The sequence below is a fragment of the Aminobacter sp. DSM 101952 genome, assembly GCF_001424795.1.
GTDB lineage: Bacteria > Pseudomonadota > Alphaproteobacteria > Rhizobiales > Rhizobiaceae > Aminobacter > Aminobacter aganoensis.
Genome location: NZ_LMCL01000011.1, coordinates 1 through 24,505, shown reverse-complemented (window position 1 = coordinate 24,505; position 24,505 = coordinate 1). Strand labels below are relative to the sequence as shown.

At 61.9% G+C, this 24,505-nt stretch carries 19 protein-coding genes, 3 tRNA genes and 1 pseudogene; 20 read left to right on the top strand and 3 right to left on the bottom strand.

Annotation, left to right across the window (positions count from 1 at the left end):
* The first annotated feature begins 10 nt into the window (after positions 1–10).
* Together otnI and ASC75_RS09800 are read left to right on the top strand one after the other, a co-directional pair.
* Positions 11–808 (top strand): 2-oxo-tetronate isomerase, encoded by a 798-nt coding sequence (otnI, locus tag ASC75_RS09805; protein WP_055973841.1) that lies wholly within the window; start codon positions 11–13, stop codon positions 806–808.
* A 31-nt stretch (positions 809–839) separates the two neighbouring features.
* Positions 840–1,754 carry a 2-hydroxy-3-oxopropionate reductase gene (locus ASC75_RS09800; protein ID WP_055973959.1) on the top strand — a complete coding sequence of 305 codons (915 nt, stop codon included), beginning with the start codon at positions 840–842 and terminating at the stop codon, positions 1,752–1,754.
* 102 nt (positions 1,755–1,856) lie between these two features.
* Here the strand turns inward: ASC75_RS09800 and ASC75_RS09795 are convergent, their stop codons facing one another.
* Together ASC75_RS09795 and rlmB are read right to left on the bottom strand one after the other, a co-directional pair.
* The gene (locus ASC75_RS09795) at positions 1,857–2,642 is read right to left on the bottom strand and encodes a F510_1955 family glycosylhydrolase (RefSeq protein WP_156381180.1); all 786 of its coding nucleotides are present in this window, start codon (positions 2,640–2,642) and stop codon (positions 1,857–1,859) included.
* 181 nt (positions 2,643–2,823) lie between these two features.
* On the bottom strand, positions 2,824–3,672 hold the full coding sequence (gene rlmB / locus ASC75_RS09790; RefSeq protein ID WP_055973835.1) for a 23S rRNA (guanosine(2251)-2'-O)-methyltransferase RlmB: 849 nt from the start codon (positions 3,670–3,672) through the stop codon (positions 2,824–2,826).
* Positions 3,673–3,870: 198 nt separating this feature from the next.
* Between rlmB and ASC75_RS09785 the strand changes: the two genes are divergently transcribed.
* The 14 genes and pseudogenes from ASC75_RS09785 to ASC75_RS09725 all read left to right on the top strand — a co-directional run bounded on the left by ASC75_RS09785 (position 3,871) and on the right by ASC75_RS09725 (position 20,463).
* Positions 3,871–3,955: transfer RNA gene (locus tag ASC75_RS09785), tRNA-Tyr, on the top strand.
* A 125-nt stretch (positions 3,956–4,080) separates the two neighbouring features.
* Positions 4,081–4,154, top strand: a tRNA-Gly gene (locus tag ASC75_RS09780).
* Positions 4,155–4,350: 196 nt separating this feature from the next.
* Positions 4,351–4,560: pseudogene (locus tag ASC75_RS25395) on the top strand (GTP-binding protein); the annotation flags it as partial.
* Position 4,561: 1 nt separating this feature from the next.
* Positions 4,562–5,599: elongation factor Tu (gene tuf, locus ASC75_RS09775; protein ID WP_156381186.1), on the top strand; the 1,038-nt coding region annotated here is incomplete at its 5' end.
* A gap of 791 nt (positions 5,600–6,390) precedes the next feature.
* Positions 6,391–6,466 (top strand) — tRNA-Trp (locus ASC75_RS09770).
* Positions 6,467–6,770: 304 nt separating this feature from the next.
* Positions 6,771–6,971: a preprotein translocase subunit SecE gene (gene secE / locus ASC75_RS09765; RefSeq protein WP_055973830.1), complete on the top strand. Its 201-nt coding sequence runs from the start codon at positions 6,771–6,773 to the stop codon at positions 6,969–6,971.
* Positions 6,972–6,998: 27 nt separating this feature from the next.
* Positions 6,999–7,526, top strand: a complete 528-nt coding sequence (gene nusG, locus ASC75_RS09760) for a transcription termination/antitermination protein NusG (RefSeq protein WP_055973827.1) — start codon at positions 6,999–7,001, stop codon at positions 7,524–7,526.
* Positions 7,527–7,681: 155 nt separating this feature from the next.
* A complete protein-coding gene (gene rplK / locus ASC75_RS09755) occupies positions 7,682–8,110 on the top strand; it encodes a 50S ribosomal protein L11 (RefSeq protein WP_055973823.1) in 429 nt (142 codons plus the stop codon).
* Positions 8,111–8,114: 4 nt separating this feature from the next.
* Positions 8,115–8,813 (top strand): 50S ribosomal protein L1, encoded by a 699-nt coding sequence (rplA, locus tag ASC75_RS09750; protein WP_055973820.1) that lies wholly within the window; start codon positions 8,115–8,117, stop codon positions 8,811–8,813.
* A gap of 389 nt (positions 8,814–9,202) precedes the next feature.
* Positions 9,203–9,721, top strand: coding sequence for a 50S ribosomal protein L10 (gene rplJ, locus ASC75_RS09745; protein WP_055973817.1), 519 nt, complete (start codon positions 9,203–9,205; stop codon positions 9,719–9,721).
* 54 nt (positions 9,722–9,775) lie between these two features.
* Complete coding sequence (gene rplL, locus ASC75_RS09740) at positions 9,776–10,147, top strand: 50S ribosomal protein L7/L12 (RefSeq protein WP_055973815.1); 372 nt, start codon at positions 9,776–9,778, stop codon at positions 10,145–10,147.
* Between the two features lie 203 nt (positions 10,148–10,350).
* Positions 10,351–14,487 carry a DNA-directed RNA polymerase subunit beta gene (gene rpoB / locus ASC75_RS09735; RefSeq protein WP_055973812.1) on the top strand — a complete coding sequence of 1,379 codons (4,137 nt, stop codon included), beginning with the start codon at positions 10,351–10,353 and terminating at the stop codon, positions 14,485–14,487.
* 194 nt (positions 14,488–14,681) lie between these two features.
* On the top strand, positions 14,682–18,878 hold the full coding sequence (gene rpoC, locus ASC75_RS09730; protein ID WP_055973809.1) for a DNA-directed RNA polymerase subunit beta': 4,197 nt from the start codon (positions 14,682–14,684) through the stop codon (positions 18,876–18,878).
* A gap of 163 nt (positions 18,879–19,041) precedes the next feature.
* On the top strand, positions 19,042–20,463 hold the full coding sequence (locus ASC75_RS09725) for an APC family permease (RefSeq protein WP_055973807.1): 1,422 nt from the start codon (positions 19,042–19,044) through the stop codon (positions 20,461–20,463).
* 30 nt (positions 20,464–20,493) lie between these two features.
* Here the strand turns inward: ASC75_RS09725 and ASC75_RS09720 are convergent, their stop codons facing one another.
* Entirely contained in the window at positions 20,494–20,775 is a 282-nt protein-coding gene (locus ASC75_RS09720; protein WP_055973804.1) for a hypothetical protein, read from the bottom strand.
* Between the two features lie 474 nt (positions 20,776–21,249).
* Between ASC75_RS09720 and rpsL the strand changes: the two genes are divergently transcribed.
* The 4 genes from rpsL to ASC75_RS25390 all read left to right on the top strand — a co-directional run.
* Positions 21,250–21,621: a 30S ribosomal protein S12 gene (gene rpsL / locus ASC75_RS09715; RefSeq protein ID WP_008837709.1), complete on the top strand. Its 372-nt coding sequence runs from the start codon at positions 21,250–21,252 to the stop codon at positions 21,619–21,621.
* A gap of 62 nt (positions 21,622–21,683) precedes the next feature.
* A complete protein-coding gene (rpsG, locus tag ASC75_RS09710; protein ID WP_055973800.1) occupies positions 21,684–22,154 on the top strand; it encodes a 30S ribosomal protein S7 in 471 nt (156 codons plus the stop codon).
* Between the two features lie 32 nt (positions 22,155–22,186).
* The gene (gene fusA / locus ASC75_RS09705) at positions 22,187–24,277 is read left to right on the top strand and encodes an elongation factor G (protein ID WP_055973795.1); all 2,091 of its coding nucleotides are present in this window, start codon (positions 22,187–22,189) and stop codon (positions 24,275–24,277) included.
* 67 nt (positions 24,278–24,344) lie between these two features.
* On the top strand, positions 24,345–24,505 hold a 161-nt coding region (locus tag ASC75_RS25390; protein ID WP_244487805.1), incomplete at its 3' end, for a GTP-binding protein.

Here is a 24,505-nt window from a genome sequence, read left to right as displayed (position 1 = left end):
GGGAAGACCAATGCCTAAGTTCTCAGCCAACCTTTCGATGCTCTTTGGCGAGCATGACTTTCTCGACCGTTTCGATGCCGCGGCGCGTGCCGGCTTCCAGGGTGTCGAATACATCGCACCCTACGATCACGCTCCCGATGTCGTGGCCGCGCGCCTCAAGAAGAACGGCCTCACCCAGGCCTTGTTCAACCTGCCGCCGGGCGACTGGGCGGCAGGCGAGCGCGGCATCGCCGTGCTGCCCGACCGGATTCATGAATTCCGCCAGGGCGTGGTCAAGGCGATCACCTATGCCCACGCGCTGGGCTGCGTACAGGTCAATTGCCTCGCCGGCATCGCGCCCGCCGGCAACGCCCGTGACGTGCTGGAGAATGTCTTCGTCGAGAATCTTGCCTTTGCGGCGGAGAAGCTCAAGGCGGCAGGCATCCGCTTGCTGATCGAGCCGATCAACATCAGGGACATACCGGGCTTTTTCCTGACCAACACCAGGCAGGCGCTTGGCATCATCGACAGGGTCGGCTCCGACAACCTCTATCTGCAGTACGACATCTACCACATGCAGATCATGGAGGGTGATCTCGCCCGCACCATCGAGGCCAATCTCGACCGCATTGCCCATGTGCAACTCGCCGACAATCCCGGGCGTCATGAGCCGGGGACGGGCGAGATCAACTACCCGTTCCTCTACGAACATCTCGACCGCATCGGCTACGCCGGCTGGGTCGGAGCCGAATACAAGCCCAAGGCCGGGACGGTCGAAGGCCTGGGCTGGTTCGAGCGCTTGGCCAACAAGGGCAGCGCTGCCGCCTGACCGCCCACACTGGAATTGAAGGAATATGGAAATGGAAAAGATCGGATTTGTCGGGCTGGGCATCATGGGCGCGCCAATGGCGGGTCACTTGCTGGACGCAGGCTTCGAAGTGCTCGCCAGCGATCATCGTGGCGCGCTGCCGGCCGAATTGGTTGGCAAGGGGCTGAAGTCGGTCGCCGAGCATCAGGCCCTTGCCAAGGCTGCGGACATCATCATCCTGATGGTGCCCGACACACCGCAGGTCGCAGACGTTCTGTTTGGGAAAAACAGCGTTTCATCAGGGCTTTCCAAGGGAAAGCTCGTGATCGACATGAGCTCCATCTCGCCGATCGAGACCAAGGAGTTCGCCAAGAAGATCAACGCTCTGGGCTGCGACTATCTCGATGCGCCGGTGTCCGGTGGCGAGGTCGGCGCCAAGGCTGCGTCGCTGACGATCATGGTCGGCGGCGAGGAGAAGCCGTTTGAGCGTGCCCGCCCGGTGTTCGAGAAGATGGGCAGGAACATCACCCTCGTTGGACCGAACGGCGTCGGCCAGACGACCAAGGTCGCCAACCAGATCGTCGTTGCATTGACCATCGAGGCGGTGGCCGAAGCGCTGGTGTTCGCCTCCAAGGCAGGTGCGGATCCCGCCAAGGTGCGTCAGGCGCTGATGGGCGGCCTGGCCGCCTCGCGCATCCTCGAGGTGCATGGCGAGCGGATGTACAAGCGCACCTTTGCGCCCGGTTTCCGTATCGAACTGCACCAGAAGGACCTCAATCTCGCGCTGCAGGGCGCCAAGGCGCTCGGCGTGTCGTTGCCCAACACCTCGATGACGCAGGAGCTGTTCAATTCCTGCGCCGCCAATGGCGGGGCGAAGGAGGATCACTCGGCGCTGGTTCGCGCGCTGGAGCGCATGGCCAATTTCGAGGTCGGCGCCGAAGCCGAGGCGAAAGGCAAGGCGGCATAGATCGGGAGAGGCGCGGCGGAAGTTCCCAACGCCGCAGTTTTCTCGTCGCTGTCGATGAGCGGGCTCCTGCGACATCGCAGGGGCCCGTTCAACGTTCGTGCGTCACTTGCCGCCCAGCGCCGTCCAGCTTGCGCCGGCATCGCTGGAAACGACGATGGCGCGCGTGCCCGTCACCGCGACCATGCGCGTCGGCGCCTGCTGGTCCACGGCGAGGTGAAGGATGTAGCCTGCCGGATCGGGCCCTTCGCCCATCGTCTCGAATTTCGGCGCCGTCTCGGTGGCCCGCACCACCCCGCGACCTGGAACAAAGGCATAGATCGTGCCGTCCGGGGTCAGGTCCACCGTGGTGACAGGCACGCCGGACAGGATGGGCTGCCAGGTTCCGGCGCCGTCGCGGCTCACCATCAGCCCGTCTTCGGTTGCGGCATAGACGACATCGGGGCTTGCCGGCGAAACAGTCAGGTCGATCAGCTTCGCTGGTGCCTCGCCCGCAACCGTCCAGGTCTTGCCGCCGTCGCGGCTGGCCTGGATCGCGCCGTATGAGCCATAGAGCACATCGGGATTTGTCGGGCTCACTGCCAACTGGTGGAAATCGACGGGGCCATCCACTCCCGGCGCTATCTGCTGCCAGCTCTTTCCCGAATCCGTCGATTTGATGAAGCCGAGATTGCCGCCGGCCTGCGGATGCCCGCTGGCGAACATGATCTCGGAATCCGTGGGATGGGGAACAAATCCCATGAAATCGTCACGACTGTCGGAAACTGGGATTACCATGCCGTCGGGCGCAGCCTTCATCAGGCCGTGATGGGTGGCGATCAGCACGCTGGAAGGGTCGGCACGGTCGAAGGCAAGTCCATGGATATGGGTCTTGCCGGCGAGGTCAGCCATGCTGATTCCCTGGGCGATTGCCGGGGAGACAGCGCCGAGAGCGATGCCGGCTGACAAGAGGGTGAAAAATTTGAGGCGACGCGCCATGACAAGACTCCGTTGTGCCCGGAGGCTACGGCTTCCGCCCGGTGGAAGGTCAAGGGCCGCGCTGCTTGCGTAGCCGGTCAGCCAGCCGAATGTGTCAGCCGAGGAATTTCCGCGCGGCGTAGAGCGACACTGCCGCCGCGTTCGACACGTTGAGCGAATGGATCGCACCCGGCATGTCGAGGCGCGCCAGTGCCGTCACGGTCTCGCGCGTCTTCTGCCGCAGGCCCTTGCCCTCGGCGCCGAGCACCAGTGCCAGCTTGTCCCCGGCAAAGCTCTTTTCGAGCTCCGCCGGGCCTTCCGAATCAAGCCCGATGGTCTGGAAGCCGGCCTCGTGCAATTCGCCCAGCGCGTCGGCCAGGTTGCGCACCTCGATCAGGTCGATGTGCTCGAGCGCGCCGGATGCCGATTTGGCGAGCACGCCGCTTTCGTGCGGGCTGTGGCGCTGCGTGGTGATCAATGCCCCTGCGCCGAATGCCACGGCCGAGCGCATGATGGCGCCGACATTGTGCGGGTCGGTTACCTGGTCGAGCACTAGGATCAGTGGCGAATCGCCCAGCGCCGACAGCGCCTTCGATTTCAGCGGTTCGGCCTCGATCAGCACGCCCTGGTGGACGGCGTCGGTGCCGGTGATCTTGTCGATCTCCTTCGGCTCCACCACTTCGGTGGCAAAGGGCAGGGCACCGAGATCGGCAATCTCCAGCCTTTCGGCGGCGTTGCGGGTGATCAGCATGCGCCGGATCTTGCGGCGTGGATTGTCGAGCGCCGCACGCACCGTGTGCAGGCCATAGAGCCGCACAAGCCCGTCGGGAGCGTTCTCGCCGGGCGGCAGCGGACGCTTGGGCCTGAATGCAGGTGCGCCACCTGCCTTCTGGTCGCGAAAGGTGCGGCGCAGCTTGGCGTAGTGGCTGTCCTTGGGTGTTCCGGGCTTTTTTGTATCGTTCATGCGCCTGCTATAGCGGCACGGCCTGGCTTTGGATACGGCCCGTTAGTCGGCGCTTCGAATATTCCGCATGAAATCGCGCGCTGTCGGTTGACAGGCCAAATCCTTGTCGCCATAAGCCCACGCAGATTTCGGGGCGAGGGCGCTTTGCCCAGAACCGGGATCGAAAAATGCCTCGTAGCATGGCTCCGGCAAGCAGTTGGAGGAGTGCCCGAGTGGTTAAAGGGGACGGACTGTAAATCCGTTAGCTCAGCTTACGTTGGTTCGAATCCAACCTCCTCCACCACTGCCGGCCCGGAAGCCATTAAGCGCATGGCCTCGAAAGGTGAGTTCATCTTTCGGCAAGGAACATGCGCGAAGGTGAATGCCAGAGCGTCCTTCGCTCCTGAACAGGCGCGCGGCGCTCAGGGCGCGGGTATAGCTCAATGGTAGAGCAGCAGCCTTCCAAGCTGAATACGCGGGTTCGATTCCCGCTACCCGCTCCAGAGCATCTCCGCCAGGCGAGAAGCCTTTTATTTCTATCCGCTTGTTCCCATATGTGCGTCCTGCACTGAAAGAGTACCGTCGCTTTTGGGCCTGACCTTGGCGTTTGGGCAAAAGGCGCTTGTCTTTTTCGGCCTTTATCGGTAATCGCCCCGCATCCGACCGGAACCAAGGTCCCGATGCCCAAGGAAAGAGACAATGGCTAAAGGTAAATTCGAGCGTAACAAACCTCACGTGAACATTGGCACGATTGGTCACGTCGACCACGGCAAGACGTCGCTGACGGCGGCGATCACGAAGTTTTTCGGCGAGTTCAAGGCCTACGACCAGATCGACGCAGCGCCTGAAGAGAAGGCCCGCGGCATCTCTGATGGCCTGCGGTGTTCCGAGTTCGTCATCGCAAACGCCNGACCACGGCAAGACGTCGCTGACGGCGGCGATCACGAAGTTTTTCGGCGAGTTCAAGGCCTACGACCAGATCGACGCAGCGCCTGAAGAGAAGGCCCGCGGCATCACCATTTCGACGGCGCACGTCGAATACGAGACGCCGGCCCGCCACTACGCTCACGTCGACTGCCCCGGCCACGCCGACTATGTGAAGAACATGATCACCGGTGCCGCCCAGATGGACGGCGCGATCCTGGTGGTTTCGGCTGCCGACGGCCCGATGCCGCAGACCCGCGAGCACATCCTGCTCGCCCGTCAGGTCGGCGTTCCCGCCCTGGTGGTGTTCCTCAACAAGGTCGACCTGGTCGACGACGCCGAGCTGCTCGAACTGGTCGAGCTCGAGGTGCGCGAGCTGCTGTCGAAGTACGAGTTCCCCGGCGACGACATCCCGATGGTCAAGGGCTCGGCCGTTGCTGCGCTCAACGATTCGGACAAGAAGATCGGCGAAGACGCGATCCGCGAGCTGATGGCGGCTGTCGATGCCTACATCCCGACGCCTGAGCGTCCGATCGACCGTCCGTTCCTGATGCCGATCGAAGACGTGTTCTCGATCTCGGGCCGCGGCACGGTCGTCACCGGCCGCGTCGAGCGCGGCATCGTCAAGGTCGGCGAGGAAGTCGAGATCGTCGGCATCAAGGCGACCTCGAAGACGACGGTCACCGGCGTCGAGATGTTCCGCAAGCTGCTCGACCAGGGCCAGGCGGGCGACAACATCGGCGCGCTGATCCGTGGCGTTGGCCGTGAAGACGTCGAGCGCGGCCAGGTGCTGTGCAAGCCGGGTTCGGTCAAGCCGCACAAGAAGTTCGTGGCTGAAGCCTACATCCTGACCAAGGAAGAGGGTGGCCGTCACACGCCGTTCTTCACCAACTACCGTCCGCAGTTCTACACCGTCGACGTCGAGCTGATCGTGCCGATCGCCATGGAAGAGAAGCTCCGCTTCGCCATCCGTGAAGGCGGCCGCACCGTCGGCGCCGGCATCGTCGCTTCGATCAAAGAATAATCGACGTCTCACCGTCGAATGCATGAAGGGCGGCCTCCGGGCCGCCCTTTTTGTTTGGCCGGTACTGATTGCAGCCGTGTCCGTTGCGGCGAATATGCAAGTGCTCAATTCGTATCGTTGGGGACGGTACAGCAGACGCCAAGTCTTGCTTGTGGCATTGATCATCATCCTTCCTTTCAAATTCTTGTTGGCAGCTGCAGCAGAACCGGTGGGCGAAATCGATCTGCCGATGAAGATTGTCCGCAGCAGCAATCCGACCTGTGAACCGGTATGCCGGCAATGGACATGTGCACGCGGGGCGCTCGTCCCTGGCACGCCGAAGGCCTTCGCGCGGTTCCTGAGGACGATTGGAACAAGGCGCCTGCCTGTCGTCATTCGCTCGCCTGACGGTGACGCTGGCAGGTGGTATCAAGCGACCGGTCCGTCCAGCGATCTATGTCGGCGTTCACCCGATCACGACCACCTAAACCAAGGAAAAAGTTCGCTACCGGGAAAAGTACCGGATGGTGAAGGGTAAGAAGCGGGTGATCGAAAAGAAGGTCGACAGCTGCAAGTAGACGAAGCTGCGTGCATCCGCCGCCTGCTCCCGCGGCCTTGGCGGCAATCCCGCGATCGCCGGCATGACATCGAAAGCACTTGGCGGATGCTACATCGCGCAGGTGAGGGCGCTTGCGCTGCGCCTCGTGCAATTCCGGCTGTGAATGTTCGAAGCATCGCGCATTGCGCTCTTTACAGACGGCGTGGAAATCCTTAGGAAGCCGGTGCTGCGCAGCTGATGCGCGGCGACAAGTACGGGCATAGCTCAGTTGGTAGAGCGGCGGTCTCCAAAACCGCAGGTCGTAGGTTCGAGCCCTGCTGCCCGTGCCAGTCTTGCCAGAATTCGCTAATTCGGGCATAAAGACTTCTATAGCCGGAACGGGACGACTGGATGGTCTCGACGCGGCGCTCAAACATGGTACGGGTTCCTGCCACTTGCGTGGAAAGAGAATCGGCTCTATGTAGGCGAAACAGACACGCGGCGCGTGGAGCTGGGGATCCGGCTTTACGCGTCCGAATTGCATGGGCGGAATGTTTGCGCTGATTCGCGCGGATTGCCTGCCGTGCAGCGGCATCTCCCGGTCACGGGATCATCCAGAAGTCCGGTCAACGGACGTTGAAAGCAGAGCGGCACATGGCGAAAACCACGAACCCCTTCACCTTTCTGCAGCAGGTAAGGTCGGAAACGGCGAAGGTTACGTGGCCCTCACGTCGCGAGACGATGATCTCCACTGTCATGGTGCTCGGATTTGCCGTTATCGCGATGATTTTCTTTTTTGCCGCAGACCAGCTGATGGCATTCGCTGTCGAGCAGATCCTGGGCATTGGCCGCTAAGGCTGCGAATACGGAGAATTCCCTGAAATGACCGCGCGCTGGTACATCGTCCACGCCTATTCGAACTTCGAAAAGAAGGTCGCCGAGGACATTGAGCACAAGGCCAAGCAGAAGGGCCTGAGCGACCAGATCGAGCAGATCGTCGTTCCGACCGAAAAGGTTGTCGAGGTTCGCCGCGGCCGCAAGGTCGATGCCGAGCGCAAGTTCTTCCCCGGCTATGTGCTCCTGAAGGCCCATCTCAGCGACGCCGTTTTCAGCCTTGTGAAGAACACCCCGAAGGTCACTGGTTTCCTTGGCGATTCGAAGCCGGTGCCGATCACCGAGGCCGAGGCCCAGCGCATCTTGAACCAGGTCCAGGAAGGCGTCGAACGTCCCAAGCCTTCGGTCACCTTCGAGATCGGCGAGGCGGTGCGCGTTTCCGACGGTCCGTTCGCCTCGTTCAACGGTTTCGTCCAGGAAGTGGATGAGGAGCGTGCGCGCCTCAAGGTGGAAGTTTCGATCTTCGGGCGCGCCGTGCCTGTCGATCTCGAATTCGGTCAGGTCGAAAAGGGCTGATCGAGGCGCCCGCCGCCGGTTCCGGTGGTGGGCAGTGCCGGGCGCATGCCTGGCGCAAGCATGGTGGGAGATGAGGCGGCTTAGCCGGTCGTCTTCTTCGCACCACCGAACTGCAACCGCCGGCTTGGCCGGCATGAAACAAAGGCAGGAAAGAGATGGCTAAGAAAGTTGCGGGCCAGCTCAAGCTTCAGGTTTCCGCGGGTTCGGCGACGCCGTCGCCCCCGATCGGACCGGCGCTTGGTCAGCGTGGCATCAACATCATGGAGTTCTGCAAGGCGTTCAACGCGCAGACCCAGGAGCTCGAGAAGGGGTCGCCGATCCCGGTCGTGATCACCTATTACCAGGACAAGTCGTTCACCTTCGTCATGAAGACGCCGCCGGTGGCCTACTTCCTGAAGAAGGCAGCCAACCTCAAGTCGGGCTCGAAGGAGCCGGGCAAGATCAAGGCTGGCGAGATCAGCAGCGCCAAGGTGCGCGAGATCGCCGAAGTCAAGATGAAGGACCTGAACGCGAACGACATCGAAGCCGCCATCAAGATGGTCGAAGGCTCGGCTCGTTCGATGGGCCTGGAAGTGGTGGGCTGAGATCATGGCTAAGATTGCAAAGCGCGTTTCCAAGTCCCGCGAAGGCATCGATGCGAACAAGGCTTACGGCCTTGGCGAAGCACTCGAGCTTCTGAAGGCCCGTTCGTCGGTCAAGTTCGACGAGACCATCGAAGTCGCCATGAACCTCGGCGTCGACCCGCGCCACGCCGACCAGATGGTCCGCGGCGTCGTCAACCTGCCGAACGGCACGGGCCGCACGGTTCGCGTCGCCGTGTTCGCACGCGATGCGAAGGCTGACGAAGCCCGCGCGGCCGGTGCCGACATCGTCGGTGCGGAAGACCTCGTCGATATCGTCCAGAAGGGCCAGATCGACTTCGACCGCTGCATCGCCACGCCCGACATGATGCCGCTGGTCGGCCGTCTCGGTAAGGTGCTCGGCCCGCGCGGCATGATGCCGAACCCGAAGGTCGGCACCGTGACCACCGACGTCGCAGCAGCCGTCAAGGCTTCGAAGGGTGGCGCTGTCGAGTTCCGCGTCGAGAAGGCCGGTATCATCCACGCCGGCGTCGGCAAGGTCTCGTTCGACGTCAAGGCGCTGGAAGAAAACGTCCGCGCCCTCGCGGATGCGGTCAACAAGGCCAAGCCGACCGGTGCCAAGGGCGTCTACGTCAAGAAGGTGTCCCTCACCTCGACGATGGGGCCGGGCCTCAAGCTCGACCTCGCGACGCTCGCAGCGTCCTGATAAGTTGATTTTGGATCGGCCGTTAACGGCTTGATCCTGAAAAAGAATTCCGGGCTTCCGAGCCCGGATTTTCGGAAGTTGGAAACAGCTTTCGAAAATCCTGTCCGAGATTGCAGGCGGTCCAGGTGACCCTTGGTCCTTAATTCGAATGGGCCTGCATGAGACGGGTGAAGACCAGACAAAGGAGCTTCGGCTCCAATGAAAGGTTCGAACCGTGTTTGCCTTTTGTCTGCGCATCGCGCCGGGCCGCAAGCCCGTCAGGTGTGGCGAAAGGGGGCAGGATCCTCGAGCGCCGTTCGGGTGATCTGGAATTTCTGGATTGGCCGCCCGGCAAAAGGCAACCCGACCGCTCACCCCGCAAATGGGAGGCGGTCAACTGGAGATAGGCAGTGGACAGAGCGGAAAAACGCGAACTCGTCACGGGCCTGAATGACGCGTTCTCGAACGCAGGTTCAGTCGTCGTGGCCCACTATGCCGGTATCACCGTCGCGCAAATGAACGATCTTCGCGTGAAGATGCGTCAGGCCGGCGGCACCGTCAAAGTCGCGAAGAACCGTCTCGCCAAAATCGCTCTTCAGGGCACGGAATCCGAAAGCATCATCGATCTGTTCAAGGGACAGACGCTTGTTGCCTATTCGGAGGATCCGATTGCAGCGCCGAAGGTCGCGTCCGACTTCGCCAAGACCAATGACAAGCTTGTCATCCTTGGTGGTTCGATGGGCACGACCTCGCTCAACGCCGACGGAGTCAAGGCTTTGGCCGCGCTTCCGTCGCTCGACGAGCTGCGTGCAAAGCTGGTTGGCATGATCGCCACCCCGGCTACCCGGATCGCCCAGATCGTCAATGCGCCGGCGGCTTCGGTCGCGCGCGTCATTGGCGCTTATGCCCGGAAGGACGAGGCGGCATGAGGCCGTTCCTCGCTATCATCAACACACGTTCGAACTGATTGAAGGAATAGTAAAATGGCTGATCTCGCAAAGATCGTTGACGACCTGTCGGCCCTGACCGTCCTCGAGGCGGCTGAGCTGTCGAAGCTCCTCGAAGAGAAGTGGGGCGTTTCGGCTGCTGCTCCGGTTGCAGTCGCTGCTGCTGGCGGCGCTGCTGCTGCTCCGGCTGAAGAGAAGACCGAGTTCGATGTCATCCTGGCAGCTGCCGGCGACAAGAAGATCGAAGTCATCAAGGAAGTCCGCGCCATCACCGGCCTGGGCCTCAAGGAAGCCAAGGACCTCGTCGAAGGCGCTCCGAAGCCGATCAAGGAAGGCGTCTCGAAGGCTGACGCCGAGAAGCTCAAGGCTCAGCTGGAAGCAGCTGGCGCCAAGGTCGAGCTTAAGTAAGCTCACGGTTTCGGTGGGCGGCCACGTTGCCGCCCACCGGCTCCCGTGACCCGGGGGATTGTGGGGAACCTATTTCCTGAGGGCCGCAAGCGGCTTTCAGGAAACGGGTTTTCTCCCGTTTTGGATAGGCCGCCGCCGAGGCGGCGCGCATGCAAGGTGAGCCTTAGCGACGCTCACCCCAAGAAAGGCAGCAAGGAGCGACGATGGCCCAGACCCAGACTTTCAATGGCCGCAGACGCGTACGCAAATTCTTCGGAAAGATCCCTGAAGTTGCGGAGATGCCGAACCTGATCGAGGTTCAGAAGGCATCCTATGACCAGTTCCTGATGGTGGACGAGCCCAAGGGCGGTCGTCCCGACGAAGGACTGCAGGCCGTTTTCAAGTCGGTCTTCCCGATCTCCGACTTCTCCGGCGCTTCGATGCTGGAGTTCGTCAAGTACGAGTTCGAAGCACCGAAGTTCGACGTCGATGAGTGCCGTCAGCGCGACCTGACGTTTGCTGCGCCGCTGAAGGTGACGCTGCGCCTCATCGTGTTCGATATCGACGAGGATACCGGCGCGAAGTCGATCAAGGACATCAAGGAGCAGGACGTCTACATGGGCGACATGCCGCTCATGACGTCCAACGGCACCTTCATCGTCAACGGCACCGAGCGCGTCATCGTTTCGCAGATGCACCGCTCGCCGGGCGTCTTCTTCGATCACGACAAGGGCAAGTCGCACTCGTCGGGCAAGCTGCTGTTCGCCGCCCGCGTCATTCCCTATCGCGGTTCCTGGCTCGACATCGAGTTCGATTCCAAGGACATCGTCCACGCCCGTATCGACCGTCGCCGCAAGATCCCGGTGTCGTCGCTGCTGATGGCGCTCGGCATGGACGGCGAAGAGATCCTGTCGACCTTCTACAACAAGATCACCTACAAGAAGTCGGGCGACCATTGGCGCATCCCGTTCTCGGTCGAGCGCTTCAAGGGCCTGAAGGCTGTCGGCGATCTGGTTGACGCCGACACCGGCGAGATCGTCGTCGAAGGCGGCAAGAAGATCACCGCGCGCCAGGCCAAGCAGCTTGCCGAGAAGGGTCTCAAGGCCATCAAGGCGACCGAAGACGACCTGTTCGGCAGCTACCTTGCCGAGGACATCGTCAACTACGCCACCGGTGAGATCTTCCTCGAAGCCGGCGACGAGATCGACGAGAAGACGCTCAAGGTCCTGCTTTCGACCGGCGAAGAGGAAATCAACATCCTCGACATCGACCACATCAACGTCGGTGGCTACATCCGCAACACGCTGGCGGTCGACAAGAACGAGAGCCGCCAGGACGCGCTGTTCGACATCTATCGCGTCATGCGCCCGGGCGAGCCGCCCACCATCGACACTGCCGAAGCGATGTTCAACTCGCTGTTCTTCGACAGCGAGCGCTACGACCTGTCGGCAGTCGGTCGCGTCAAGATGAACATGCGTCTCGAGCTCGACGCCGAAGACACCGTTCGTGTCCTGCGCAAGGAAGACATCCTTGCCGTGGTCAGGACGCTTGTCGAGCTGCGCGACGGCAAGGGCGAGATCGACGACATCGACAATCTCGGCAACCGCCGCGTCCGTTCGGTCGGCGAGTTGATGGAGAACCAGTACCGCGTCGGTCTGCTGCGCATGGAGCGCGCGATCAAGGAGCGCATGTCGTCGATCGAGATCGACACCGTCATGCCGCAGGACCTGATCAACGCCAAGCCGGCCGCGGCCGCCGTGCGCGAGTTCTTCGGTTCTTCGCAGCTGTCGCAGTTCATGGACCAGACCAACCCGCTGTCGGAGATCACCCACAAGCGTCGTCTTTCGGCGCTTGGACCTGGTGGTCTGACCCGCGAGCGCGCCGGCTTCGAAGTCCGCGACGTGCATCCGACGCACTATGGCCGTATCTGCCCGATCGAAACGCCGGAAGGCCCGAACATCGGTCTGATCAACTCGCTCGCCACCTTTGCCCGCGTCAACAAGTACGGCTTCATCGAGAGCCCGTACCGCAAGATCGTCGACGGCAAGCTGACCAACGAGGTTGTCTATCTCTCGGCTATGGAAGAGGCCAAGCACTTCGTCGCCCAGGCCAACGCCGAGCTCGACAAGAACGGCCACTTCGTCGACGAGTTCGTCATTTGCCGTAACGCCGGCGAAGTGATGATGGCGCCGCGCGAAAACGTCGACCTTATGGACGTTTCGCCGAAGCAGATGGTGTCGGTCGCTGCCGCGCTGATCCCGTTCCTGGAAAACGACGACGCCAACCGCGCTCTGATGGGCTCGAACATGCAGCGTCAGGCCGTGCCGCTGGTGCGCGCCGAGGCTCCGTTCGTTGGTACCGGCATGGAGCCGATCGTCGCCCGTGACTCCGGCGCTGCCATCGGCGCCCGCCGCGGCGGCATCGTCGACCAGGTCGACGCGACCCGTATCGTTGTCCGTGCGACGGAAGATCTCGATCCGGGCAAGTCCGGTGTCGACATCTACCGCCTGATGAAGTTCCAGCGTTCGAACCAGAACACCTGCATCAACCAGCGTCCGCTGGTTCGCATGGGCGACCGGGTCAACAAGGGCGACATCATTGCCGACGGTCCGTCGACCGAACTCGGCGATCTGGCGCTCGGTCGCAACGTGCTCGTCGCGTTCATGCCTTGGAACGGCTACAACTACGAGGACTCGATCCTGCTCTCCGAGCGCATCGTGGCCGACGACGTCTTCACCTCGATCCATATCGAGGAGTTCGAGGTCATGGCGCGCGATACGAAGCTCGGGCCTGAGGAAATCACCCGCGACATTCCGAACGTTTCGGAAGAAGCGCTGAAGAACCTCGACGAGGCCGGTATCGTCTACATCGGTGCGGAAGTTCAGCCGGGCGACATCCTGGTCGGCAAGATCACGCCGAAGGGTGAAAGCCCGATGACGCCGGAAGAAAAGCTTCTGCGCGCCATCTTCGGTGAAAAGGCGTCCGATGTCCGTGACACCTCCATGCGCATGCCGCCCGGAACCTACGGCACCATCGTCGAAGTTCGTGTCTTCAACCGCCACGGCGTGGAGAAGGACGAACGCGCCATGGCGATCGAGCGCGAGGAGATCGAGCGTCTCGCCAAGGACCGTGACGACGAGCAGGCGATCCTCGACCGCAACGTCTACAGCCGCCTGAGCGACATGCTCATCGGCAAGGACGCGATTGCCGGACCGAAGGGTTTCAAGAAGGGCTCGACGCTCGCCAAGGAGACGCTGGACGACTATCCGCGTTCGCAGTGGTGGCAGTTCGCCGTCGAAGACGAGAAGATGCAGGGTGAGCTCGAAGCTCTGCGCGGCCAGTACGACGACTCCAAGAAGCAGCTCGAACAGCGCTTCATGGATAAGGTCGAAAAGGTGCAGCGCGGCGACGAGATGCCACCCGGCGTCATGAAGATGGTCAAGGTCTTCGTCGCGGTGAAGCGCAAGATGCAGCCCGGCGACAAGATGGCCGGCCGTCACGGCAACAAGGGTGTCGTGTCGCGCATCGTTCCGGTCGAGGACATGCCGTTCCTCGAAGACGGAACGCATGCCGACATCGTGCTGAACCCGCTCGGCGTGCCGTCGCGCATGAACGTCGGACAGATCCTCGAAACCCATCTCGGCTGGGCTTGCGCCGGCATGGGCAGGAAGATCGGCGAGATGATCGATGCGTATAAGGCTGCCGGCGACATCAAGCCGCTGCGCGAGACCATCGAGAGCATCATTCCGGCCAATGACCGGAATGAGCCGGTTCGCAACTACGACGACGAGAGTGTCGTTCGCCTCGGCGAGCAGATGCGTCGCGGCGTCTCGATCGCGACCCCGGTGTTCGACGGTGCGCACGAGGCTGACATCAACGAGATGCTGGAGCAGGCGGGCCTGCACACGTCCGGTCAGTCGCAGCTGTATGACGGACGTACGGGCGAGCCGTTCGACCGCAAGGTGACGATGGGCTACATCTACATGCTCAAGCTTCACCACCTGGTCGACGACAAGATCCACGCTCGTTCGATCGGACCGTACTCGCTCGTTACCCAGCAGCCGCTGGGCGGCAAGGCGCAGTTCGGCGGTCAGCGCTTCGGCGAAATGGAGGTCTGGGCACTCGAAGCCTATGGCGCCGCCTACACGCTGCAGGAAATGCTGACGGTGAAGTCGGACGACGTGGCCGGCCGTACCAAGGTCTACGAGGCGATCGTGCGCGGCGACGACACGTTCGAAGCTGGCATCCCCGAGAGCTTCAACGTTCTCGTCAAGGAAATGCGCTCGCTGGGCCTCAATGTCGAATTGGAGAACACCAAGATCGACGAGACCGCGCATCGCCTGCCTGACGCGGCAGAGTAAGCACCAAAGGCGCGCCGCGGGATTTTTCCCGCGGCGTCGCCGCAGAGCATGATCCCCAAAGGTGGGTGCCGGTTTCGGTCTAGATCATGCTCATTTGTTGAGAATTCTTCGGCTATGGGCCGACACAGCTGGCGGGCGCTCTGGTCCGCACACGATGACAAGGGGCTTTCGAGGGCCCCGAAAAGGAGAACGGCATGAACCAAGAGGTCATGAATCTCTTCAACCCTCAGGCGCCTGCGCAGGTGTTCGATTCCATCCGGATTTCGCTCGCCAGCCCTGAGAAGATTCTGTCCTGGTCGTTCGGCGAGATCAAGAAGCCGGAGACGATCAACTATCGTACCTTCAAGCCGGAGCGCGACGGCCTGTTCTGCGCGCGCATCTTCGGCCCGATCAAGGACTACGAATGCTTGTGCGGCAAGTACAAGCGCATGAAGTACAAGGGCGTCATCTGCGAAAAGTGCGGCGTGGAAGTCACGCTGTCGCGCGTTCGCCGCGAGCGCATGGGCCACATCGAGCTCGCAGCACCCGTCGCCCACATCTGGTTCCTGAAGTCGCTGCCGAGCCGCATCGGCACGCTGCTCGACATGACGCTCAAGGATATCGAGCGTGTCCTGTACTTCGAGAACTATATCGTCACCGAGCCCGGCCTGACCGCGCTGAAGGAGCACCAGCTCCTGAGCGAGGAAGAGTACATGCTCGCGGTTGACGAGTATGGCGAAGACAGCTTCACCGCCATGATCGGCGCCGAGGCCATCCACGACCTGCTTGCCAGCATGGACCTGGAGAAGATCGCAGGCGACCTGCGTTCGGAGCTCGCCACGACGACGTCGGAACTCAAGCAGAAGAAGTATCTCAAGCGCCTCAAGGTGGTTGAGAACTTCATGGAGTCCGGAAACCGTCCCGAGTGGATGATCATGAAGGTCGTGCCGGTGATCCCGCCGGACCTGCGCCCGCTGGTCCCGCTGGATGGCGGCCGCTTTGCGACCTCCGATCTGAACGATCTCTATCGTCGCGTCATCAACCGCAACAACCGCTTGAAGCGTCTGATCGAGCTCCGCGCGCCGGGGATCATCATCCGCAACGAAAAGCGCATGCTGCAGGAAGCCGTCGACGCATTGTTCGACAACGGCCGCCGCGGCCGCGTCATCACCGGCGCCAACAAGCGCCCGCTGAAGTCGCTGTCCGACATGCTCAAGGGCAAGCAGGGCCGCTTCCGCCAGAACCTGCTCGGCAAGCGCGTCGACTATTCCGGCCGTTCGGTCATCGTGACCGGTCCGGAGCTCAAGCTGCACCAGTGCGGCCTGCCGAAGAAGATGGCGCTCGAGCTGTTCAAGCCGTTCATCTATGCCCGCCTCGACGCCAAGGGTTACTCCTCGACCGTCAAGCAGGCCAAGAAGCTGGTCGAGAAGGAAAAGCCGGAAGTCTGGGATATCCTCGACGAGGTCATCCGCGAGCATCCGGTTCTGCTCAACCGCGCGCCGACGCTGCACCGCCTGGGCATCCAGGCCTTCGAACCCACCCTGATCGAAGGCAAGGCCATCCAACTGCACCCGCTCGTCTGCACGGCCTTCAATGCCGACTTCGACGGCGACCAGATGGCTGTCCACGTTCCGCTGTCGCTCGAGGCTCAGCTCGAAGCACGCGTGCTGATGATGTCGACCAACAACATCCTGCACCCGGCTTCCGGCGCGCCGATCATCGTGCCGTCGCAGGACATGGTTCTCGGTCTCTACTATCTCTCGATCGTCAACCAGAACGAGCCGGGCGAGGGCATGGTGTTTGCCGACATGGGCGAACTTCAGCACGCGCTTGAGACCAAGGCAGTCACCCTGCACGCCAAGATCAAGGGTCGTTTCCGCACGGTCGACGCCGAAGGCAACGTCGTGTCCAAGATTCACGACACGACCCCGGGCCGCATGATCATCGGCGAACTGCTGCCGAAGAACGTCAACGTGCCGTACGACACCGCAAACCAGGAGATGACCAAGAAGAACATCTCCAAGATGATCGACACCGTCTACCGCCACTGCGGTCAGAAAGAGACGGTCATCTTCTGCGATCGCATCATGGCTCTCGGCTTCGCTCACGCCTGCCGCGCCGGCATCTCGTTCGGCAAGGACGACATGCTTATTCCTGACACGAAGCACGGCCTGGTCGAACAGACCGAAGCGCTCGCCAAGGAATACGAGCAGCAGTACAACGACGGCCTGATCACCCAGGGCGAGAAGTACAACAAGGTCGTCGACGCCTGGGCCAAGTGCTCGGAAAAGGTCGCCGACGAAATGATGGCCCGCATCAAGGCGGTGGAGTTCGAGGACAACGGCCGTCAGAAGCCGATGAACTCGATCTACATGATGTCGCACTCCGGTGCGCGCGGTTCGCCCACCCAGATGCGTCAGCTCGCAGGCATGCGCGGCCTGATGGCCAAGCCGTCGGGTGAAATCATCGAGACGCCGATCATCTCGAACTTCAAGGAAGGCTTGACCGTTCTTGAATACTTCAACTCGACCCACGGCGCCCGCAAGGGTCTCGCGGATACCGCTCTGAAGACGGCAAACTCCGGCTACCTGACCCGTCGTCTCGTCGACGTGGCGCAGGACTGCATCGTCAACTCGGTTGATTGCGGCACTGAAAAGGGCCTCACCATGCAGCCGATCGTCGATGCCGGCCAGGTGGTTGCTTCGCTCGGCATGCGCATCCTCGGCCGTACTTCGCTCGACGACATCAACCATCCGGTGACTGGCGACCTGCTGGTCAAGGGTGGCACGCTGATGGACGAACGCGACATCGAGGTGATCGAAAAGGCTGGCGTGCAGTCGGTCCGCATCCGCTCGGCCCTGACCTGCGAAGTCAAGGTTGGCGTCTGCGCGGTTTGCTACGGTCGCGACCTGGCACGCGGTACCCCTGTCAACCAGGGCGAAGCTGTCGGCGTCATCGCCGCGCAGTCGATCGGCGAGCCGGGCACGCAGCTCACCATGCGTACCTTCCACATGGGCGGTACCGCACAGGTGGTCGACAGCTCGTTCCTCGAAGCTTCGTATGAAGGCAAGGTCGAGATCCGCAACCGCAACGTCGTCCGCAACTCCGACGGCAATCTCGTGGTGATGGGCCGCAACATGGCGATCCTGATCCTCGACGAAGCCGGCAAGGAGCGGGCCACGCACCGCGTCACCTATGGTTCGCGTATCTTCGTGGACGATGGCGACAAGGTGAAGCGCGGCCAGCGTATCGCCGAGTGGGATCCCTACACCCGTCCGATCCTCACCGAAATCGAGGGCCGCGTGGCCTTCGAGGATCTGGTCGACGGCATTTCCGTCCAGGAAACGGCCGACGAATCGACCGGCATCACCAAGCGTGAGGTCATCGACTGGCGTTCGACCCCGCGCGGTTCGGATCTCAAGCCTGCGATGGTGATCCAGGACTCCAAGGGCAAGGTCGGCAAGCTGTCGAAGGGCGGCGATGCTCGCTTCCTGCTCTCCGTCGAGGCCATTCTCTCGGTCGAACCGGGTGCCCAGGTCCGCCCCGGCGACGTGCTGGCGCGTATCCCGATGGAAAGCGCGAAGACCAAGGACATCACCGGCGGTCTGCCGCGTGTGGCCGAGCTCTTCGAAGCCCGTCGTCCGAAGGATCACGCCATCATCGCCGAGATCGATGGTACGGTTCGCTTCGGCCGCGACTACAAGAACAAGCGCCGCATCATCATCGAGCCGCATGACTCGACGCTTGAGCCGGTCGAATACCTGATCCCGAAGGGCAAGCCGTTCCATCTCCAGGACGGCGATGCCATCGAGAAGGGCGACTACATCCTCGACGGCAATCCGGCGCCGCACGACATCCTGGCGATCAAGGGCGTGGAAGCGCTTGCTTCCTACCTCGTCAATGAAATCCAGGAAGTCTACCGGTTGCAGGGCGTGTCGATCAACGACAAGCACATCGAGGTCATCGTCCGTCAGATGCTGCAGAAGGTCGAGATCACCGCACAGGGCGACTCGATCTACATCCCGGGCGATCATGTCGACGTCATCGAGTTCGACGAGGTCAACGATCGCCTGATCGAGGAAGGCAAGAAGCCTGCCGAAGGTCAGCCGGTTCTGCTCGGTATCACCAAGGCATCGCTGCAGACGCCGTCCTTCATCTCGGCCGCTTCCTTCCAGGAGACGACCAGGGTGCTGACCGAGGCTGCCGTCGCCGGCAAGACCGACATGCTGCAGGGTCTCAAGGAAAACGTCATCGTCGGCCGCCTCATCCCGGCCGGCACGGGCGGCATGATGAGCCAGATCCGGCGCATCGCCACCTCGCGCGACGAACTGATCCTCGACGAACGCCGCAAGCTTTCGGGCGCGGAAGTCGCCGAGCCGATCCTGACCGACATGGTCAACGCCGCTCAGTAAGAGCGCCGTCCGACAGGACTAGGAAAGGGGGCTGCGGCCCCCTTTTTCGTTGCCACGGCAAAGGCTTCCCGGAACTGGGCAGACACGCCCGGGCATTTGACATCCCGCGCCCACGAAAATAGCCTCCTCCTTGCAGTGCCTTCAGCCCTGAAAGGAGTGCCCGATGACCGACGTCCCAGGCAACGCGACAGGACAGGCGGTATCGGTGGAGCCGAGTCTCCATCGGGTCATGGGGCCCTGGCTTCTTCTTCTCTTCATCGTCGGCGACATCCTGGGCACCGGCATCTACGCCCTGACCGGACAAGTGGCGAAGCAGGTCGGCGGCGTGGTCTGGCTGCCGTTTCTGGTTGCCTTTGTCGTCGCCCTCATCACGGCCTTCAGCTATCTCGAGCTGGTGACCAAGTACCCGAAGGCGGCAGGGGCCGCCCTTTACGCCCACAAGGCGTTCGGCATCCACTTCATTACCTTCATCGTCGCATTCGCGGTGATGTGCTCAGGCATCACCTCGGCCTCGACGGCCTCGCGCGCCTTCGCCGCCAACCTGTCGGGCGCCTTCGACCTCGGCCTCACCGGGACCTACCGCATCACGCTCATCGGCCTGGCATTCATGGCGGTCGTTGCCGCCGTGAACTTTCGCGGCGTCGGCGAAAGCGTCAAAGCCAATGTCGTGCTGACATGTGTCGAGTTCACCGGCCTGATGATCATCATCGTCATCGGCCTTTGGGCGATCGGAGCAGGCGAAGGCGACGTGTCCCGCATTACGCAGTTTCACGCCGCTCCCGACCGCAGCGCCTTCTGGTCGGTGATTGCCGCGACCACGCTCGCCTTCTTCGCCATGGTCGGTTTCGAGGACTCGGTCAACATGGCCGAGGAATGCAAGGACCCGACCCGGATCTTCCCGAAAGTCCTGCTGACCGGATTGCTGATCACCGGGGTGATCTATGTGCTGGTATCCATCTCGGCGATCACGCTGGTGCCGCCGGAACAGCTGGGCGAGGGCGAGACCCCGCTGCTCAAGGTGGTCCAGGCCGGCGCGCCGAATTTTCCGGTCGAGATCTTCGGCTTCATCACCATGTTTGCGGTTGCCAACAGCGCCTTGATCAACATGCTGATGGCGAGCCGGCTCGTCTATGGCATGAGCCGCGAGCATGTGCTGCCGCAGGTGCTCGGCAAGGTCCATGCGACGCGCCGCACTCCTTACATAGCGATCGGGTTCACCACCTTGCTCGCCTTCGCGCTGATCACCTTCGTCGGGGAGGTTCCGGCTCTCGGCGGAACCACGGCGCTGCTATTGTTGTGCGTCTTCACAGTCGTCAACATCGCCGTACTGGTGTTGCGCAAGGACAGGGTCGGACACGATCATTTCCGGACGCCGACGCTGCTCCCGATCCTGGGAGCGGTGGCTTGCGCGTTCTTTGCCGGACCGTGGACCGGGCGGGACCCGGTTCAATACAAGATCGCTGGCATCCTGATCGGTATCGGCGTGGTCTTGTGGTTCGTGACGGTGATGGTCAACCGCGCCACCGGCCAAAGGCCCACGGAACCTGAAATGGCAGACATCGGCGGGGCAGGGCCGGTCAACTGACCGGGCGCGTATCAGGCGGATGCGCTGCGCTCAGAGCGGTTCGTTGAAGGTGACGATCGAGACCTCGCCTTCGAGCGCGCCTTGATATGCCGAAATATGCGGCTCGTCGTCCGGCTCGCCCTGCATGTCGCCGATCTGGTCGAGCTCGGCTTCGGCGTAACCTTCCTTCGCCAATGCCTCGAGCGCGGAGCGCACGGCGGAATCATCGTCGGGAGCAACCAGCATGATGTGCACGCCCTCGGGCTTAGAGCCCTTCTTGCGCCAGACTCGGCCCGTGATGATGGTCACCGGCTTTTCGTCGTTGTCGTTCATCGGTGATTCCCTGGTTTTGGATTCGTAAGTTGGGGATTCGCCCCGGTTTTGGCGATTTTCGCACGAAGACATGGTGCACGACAGGCCAAAGCGCGTTACAAAGCGGCAAATAGCCCATGTTGCAGCGCAATAAAGTTGCTCTGCACCTGCTGAGCCCCCCGAAGCCCCGGTTTCGTTAAGGTTTTTGGCGGGACGGGCTTGACGGTTAGCGGTCATGCGAGTAGATACCGCGTCGTCTGAGCCGATGTGAGGTTGGCTTTTCCGAGGCGTCTCGTCTTGGAGTTCACCTCAAACAGGGTTCGTTTTTACGAGCGAGAAGACATTTCCGGCGTGCATGAAGCGGTTTCGCTTCCTCTGCCTTTGTTCGGGCAAGACCGTAAGTCGCGGTTTGTGGCCCGAATTCGCGTATGGATTTTGCGCTTGAAGCCGCCCCGAACGGGCTTGAGACACGGAATTGAGAGACAAGAGGGTTTAATGCCTACCGTCAACCAGCTGATCCGCAAGCCGCGCATTGCGCCGGTGAAGCGCAACAAGGTTCCGGCCATGCAGGCCAACCCGCAGAAGCGGGGCGTTTGCACGCGCGTCTACACGACGACGCCGAAGAAGCCGAACTCGGCTCTGCGCAAGGTCGCAAAGATCCGCCTGACCAATGGTTTTGAAGTGATCGGCTACATCCCCGGCGAAGGCCACAATCTTCAGGAGCACTCCGTGGTCATGATCCGCGGCGGCCGCGTGAAGGACCTTCCGGGCGTGCGCTATCACATCATCCGCGGCGTGCTCGACACGCAGGGCGTGAAGAACCGCAAGCAGCGCCGTTCCAAGTACGGTGCGAAGCGTCCGAAGTAAGGTTTTCCGGCTTCGACGCTTTTGCTTTTGCGTCGTGGCCACGAGATTGAGAGACAAGAGCTATGTCCCGTCGTCACAGTGCAGATAAGCGCGAAGTCAACCCGGATCCCAAGTTCGGCGATCTGGTCGTCACCAAGTTCATGAACGCCGTCATGTATGACGGCAAGAAGTCGATCGCCGAAACGATCGTCTACGGTGCACTCGACCAGGTGCAGGCCAAGACCAAGCAGGAGCCGGTGACGGTGTTCCACCAGGCGCTCGACAATGTCGCGCCGCACGTGGAAGTGCGTTCGCGTCGCGTCGGCGGCGCCACCTACCAGGTCCCGGTCGATGTGCGCCCCGAGCGTCGTCAGGCACTCGCCATTCGTTGGCTGATCACTGCCGCTCGCAACCGCAACGAGACCACCATGGTCGATCGTCTCTCTGGCGAACTGATGGACGCGGCCAACAACCGCGGCACCGCCGTGAAGAAGCGTGAAGACACCCACAAGATGGCGGAAGCCAACCGCGCCTTCGCGCATTACCGCTGGTAACAGCGCGAACGAACGACTGAGAGGCACCTCCCATGGCCCGCGAATACAAGATCGAAGACTACCGCAATTTCGGTATCATGGCGCATATCGACGCCGGCAAGACCACGACGACCGAGCGCATCCTTTATTACACGGGCAAGTCGCACAAGATCGGCGAAGTCCATGACGGCGCTGCCACCATGGACTGGATGGAGCAGGAGCAGGAGCGCGGCATCACGATCACGTCCGCTGCCACCACGACCTTCTGGAAGGGTCGCGACGGCAAGCAGCGCCGCTTCAACATCATCGACACCCCCGGCCACGTCGACTTCACCATTGAAGTCGAGCGTTCGCTGCGCGTTCTCGACGGCGCCATCGCGCTGCTCGATGCCAACGCCGGTGTCGAGCCGCAGACCGAGACCGTGTGGCGCCAGGCGGACAAGTACAACGTCCCGCGCATGATCTTCTGCAACAAGATGGACAAGATCGGCGCGGACTTCTACCGCTCCTACGAGATGATCAAGTCGCGCCTCGGTGCGACGGCCGTTGCCGTCCAGCTGCCGATCGGCGCTGAGGCCGAGTTCAAGGGCGTCGTCGACCTGATCGAGATGAACGCGCTGGTGTGGCGCGACGAGAGCCTGGGCGCTGCCTGGGATGTCGTCGAGATCCCGGCCGATCTCAAGGACAAGGCCGAGGAATTCCGCGAGAAGATGATCGAGACCGCCGTCGAAATGGACGAGACGGCTCTCGAGAACTATCTCGAAGGCAAGATGCCGTCGAACGACGAACTGCGCGCGCTGATCCGCAAGGGCACCATCGCCGTCAAGTTCTTCCCGATGTTCTGCGGCTCGGCCTTCAAGAACAAGGGCGTCCAGCCGCTGCTCGACGGCGTTGGTGACTTCCTGCCGTCGCCGCTCGACGTGCCTGCCATCAAGGGCATCGACCCGAAGACGGAAGGCGAGATGGAGCGTCATTCGTCGGACGAAGAGCCGCTGTCGATGCTGGCCTTCAAGATCATGAACGATCCGTTCGTCGGCTCGCTCACCTTCTGCCGCATCTACTCGGGCAAGGTGACCAAGGGCGCTTCGCTCGAAAACACCGTCAAGGGCAAGAAGGAGCGTCTCGGCCGCATGCTGCAGATGCACTCGAACTCGCGCTCCGACATCGAAGAGGCTTTCGCCGGCGACATCGTCGCTCTGGCCGGCCTCAAGGAAACGACCACCGGCGACACGCTCTGCGATCCGCTGCACCCGGTCATCCTCGAGCGCATGGAATTCCCCGAGCCGGTCATCCAGATCGCCATCGAGCCGAAGACCAAGGGCGACCAGGAAAAGATGGGCCTCGCGCTCAACCGCCTGGCTGCCGAGGATCCTTCGTTTCGCGTCAAGTCGGACGAAGAGTCGGGCCAGACCATCATCGCCGGCATGGGAGAGCTGCACCTCGACATCATCGTCGACCGCATGCGTCGCGAGTTTAAGGTCGAGGCCAACGTCGGTGCGCCGCAGGTGGCCTATCGCGAGACGATCAGCCGCACGCACGAGCAGGACTACACCCACAAGAAGCAGTCGGGTGGTACGGGCCAGTTCGCTCGCGTCAAGATCGTGTTCGAGCCGAACCCGGATGGCGAAGATTTCATCTTCGAATCGAAGATCGTCGGTGGTGCGGTTCCGAAGGAATACATCCCGGGCGTCGACAAGGGTCTCCGCAGCGTCCTGTCGTCGGGTCCGTTCGCGGGATTCCCGATGATCGGCGTCAAGGCGACGCTCATCGACGGCGCCTACCACGACGTCGACTCCTCGGTTCTGGCCTTCGAAATCGCCGGTCGCGCCTGCCTTCGCGAAGCCGCTCCGAAGCTGGGTGTCCAGCTGCTCGAGCCTATCATGAAGGTCGAAGTCGTGACGCCGGAAGACTACGTCGGCAACGTCATCGGCGACTTGAACAGCCGTCGTGGCCAGATCCAGGGCCAGGAAAGCCGTGGTATCGCCGTCGTCGTCAACGCAATGGTCCCGCTGGCCAACATGTTCAAGTACGTGGACAGCCTGCGCTCGATGTCGCAGGGCCGCGCCCAGTACACGATGCAGTTCGACCACTACGAGCCGGTTCCGACCGCGGTCGCTCAGGAAGTTCAAAAGAAATACGCGTAATTCCAAGGAATTGCAGCGTTTTATTAATTCAACGCCCTTATCGGGCTAGCAGGAATGGAGACCTCACATGGCAAAAGGTAAATTCGAGCGTAATAAGCCTCATGTGAACATTGGCACGATTGGTCACGTTGACCACGGCAAGACGTCGCTGACGGCGGCGATCACGAAGTTTTTCGGCGAGTTCAAGGCCTACGACCAGATCGACGCAGCGCCTGAAGAGAAGGCCCG

What these genes read in the sequence shown, in the direction of transcription:
- rpoB (WP_055973812.1), top strand. Translation starts at nt 10,351, where the DNA reads ATGGCCCAGACCCAGACTTTCAATGGCCGCAGACGCGTACGCAAATTC.
- ASC75_RS09720 (WP_055973804.1), bottom strand. Translation starts at nt 20,775, where the DNA reads ATGAACGACAACGACGAAAAGCCGGTGACCATCATCACGGGCCGAGTC.
- rpoC (WP_055973809.1), top strand. Translation starts at nt 14,682, where the DNA reads ATGAACCAAGAGGTCATGAATCTCTTCAACCCTCAGGCGCCTGCGCAG.
- nusG (WP_055973827.1), top strand. Translation starts at nt 6,999, where the DNA reads ATGACCGCGCGCTGGTACATCGTCCACGCCTATTCGAACTTCGAAAAG.
- rpsG (WP_055973800.1), top strand. Translation starts at nt 21,684, where the DNA reads ATGTCCCGTCGTCACAGTGCAGATAAGCGCGAAGTCAACCCGGATCCC.
- ASC75_RS09725 (WP_055973807.1), top strand. Translation starts at nt 19,042, where the DNA reads ATGACCGACGTCCCAGGCAACGCGACAGGACAGGCGGTATCGGTGGAG.
- rlmB (WP_055973835.1), bottom strand. Translation starts at nt 3,672, where the DNA reads ATGAACGATACAAAAAAGCCCGGAACACCCAAGGACAGCCACTACGCC.
- secE (WP_055973830.1), top strand. Translation starts at nt 6,771, where the DNA reads ATGGCGAAAACCACGAACCCCTTCACCTTTCTGCAGCAGGTAAGGTCG.
- rpsL (WP_008837709.1), top strand. Translation starts at nt 21,250, where the DNA reads ATGCCTACCGTCAACCAGCTGATCCGCAAGCCGCGCATTGCGCCGGTG.
- fusA (WP_055973795.1), top strand. Translation starts at nt 22,187, where the DNA reads ATGGCCCGCGAATACAAGATCGAAGACTACCGCAATTTCGGTATCATG.
- rplA (WP_055973820.1), top strand. Translation starts at nt 8,115, where the DNA reads ATGGCTAAGATTGCAAAGCGCGTTTCCAAGTCCCGCGAAGGCATCGAT.
- otnI (WP_055973841.1), top strand. Translation starts at nt 11, where the DNA reads ATGCCTAAGTTCTCAGCCAACCTTTCGATGCTCTTTGGCGAGCATGAC.
- ASC75_RS09800 (WP_055973959.1), top strand. Translation starts at nt 840, where the DNA reads ATGGAAAAGATCGGATTTGTCGGGCTGGGCATCATGGGCGCGCCAATG.
- ASC75_RS09795 (WP_156381180.1), bottom strand. Translation starts at nt 2,642, where the DNA reads ATGGCTGACCTCGCCGGCAAGACCCATATCCATGGACTTGCCTTCGAC.
- rplK (WP_055973823.1), top strand. Translation starts at nt 7,682, where the DNA reads ATGGCTAAGAAAGTTGCGGGCCAGCTCAAGCTTCAGGTTTCCGCGGGT.
- rplL (WP_055973815.1), top strand. Translation starts at nt 9,776, where the DNA reads ATGGCTGATCTCGCAAAGATCGTTGACGACCTGTCGGCCCTGACCGTC.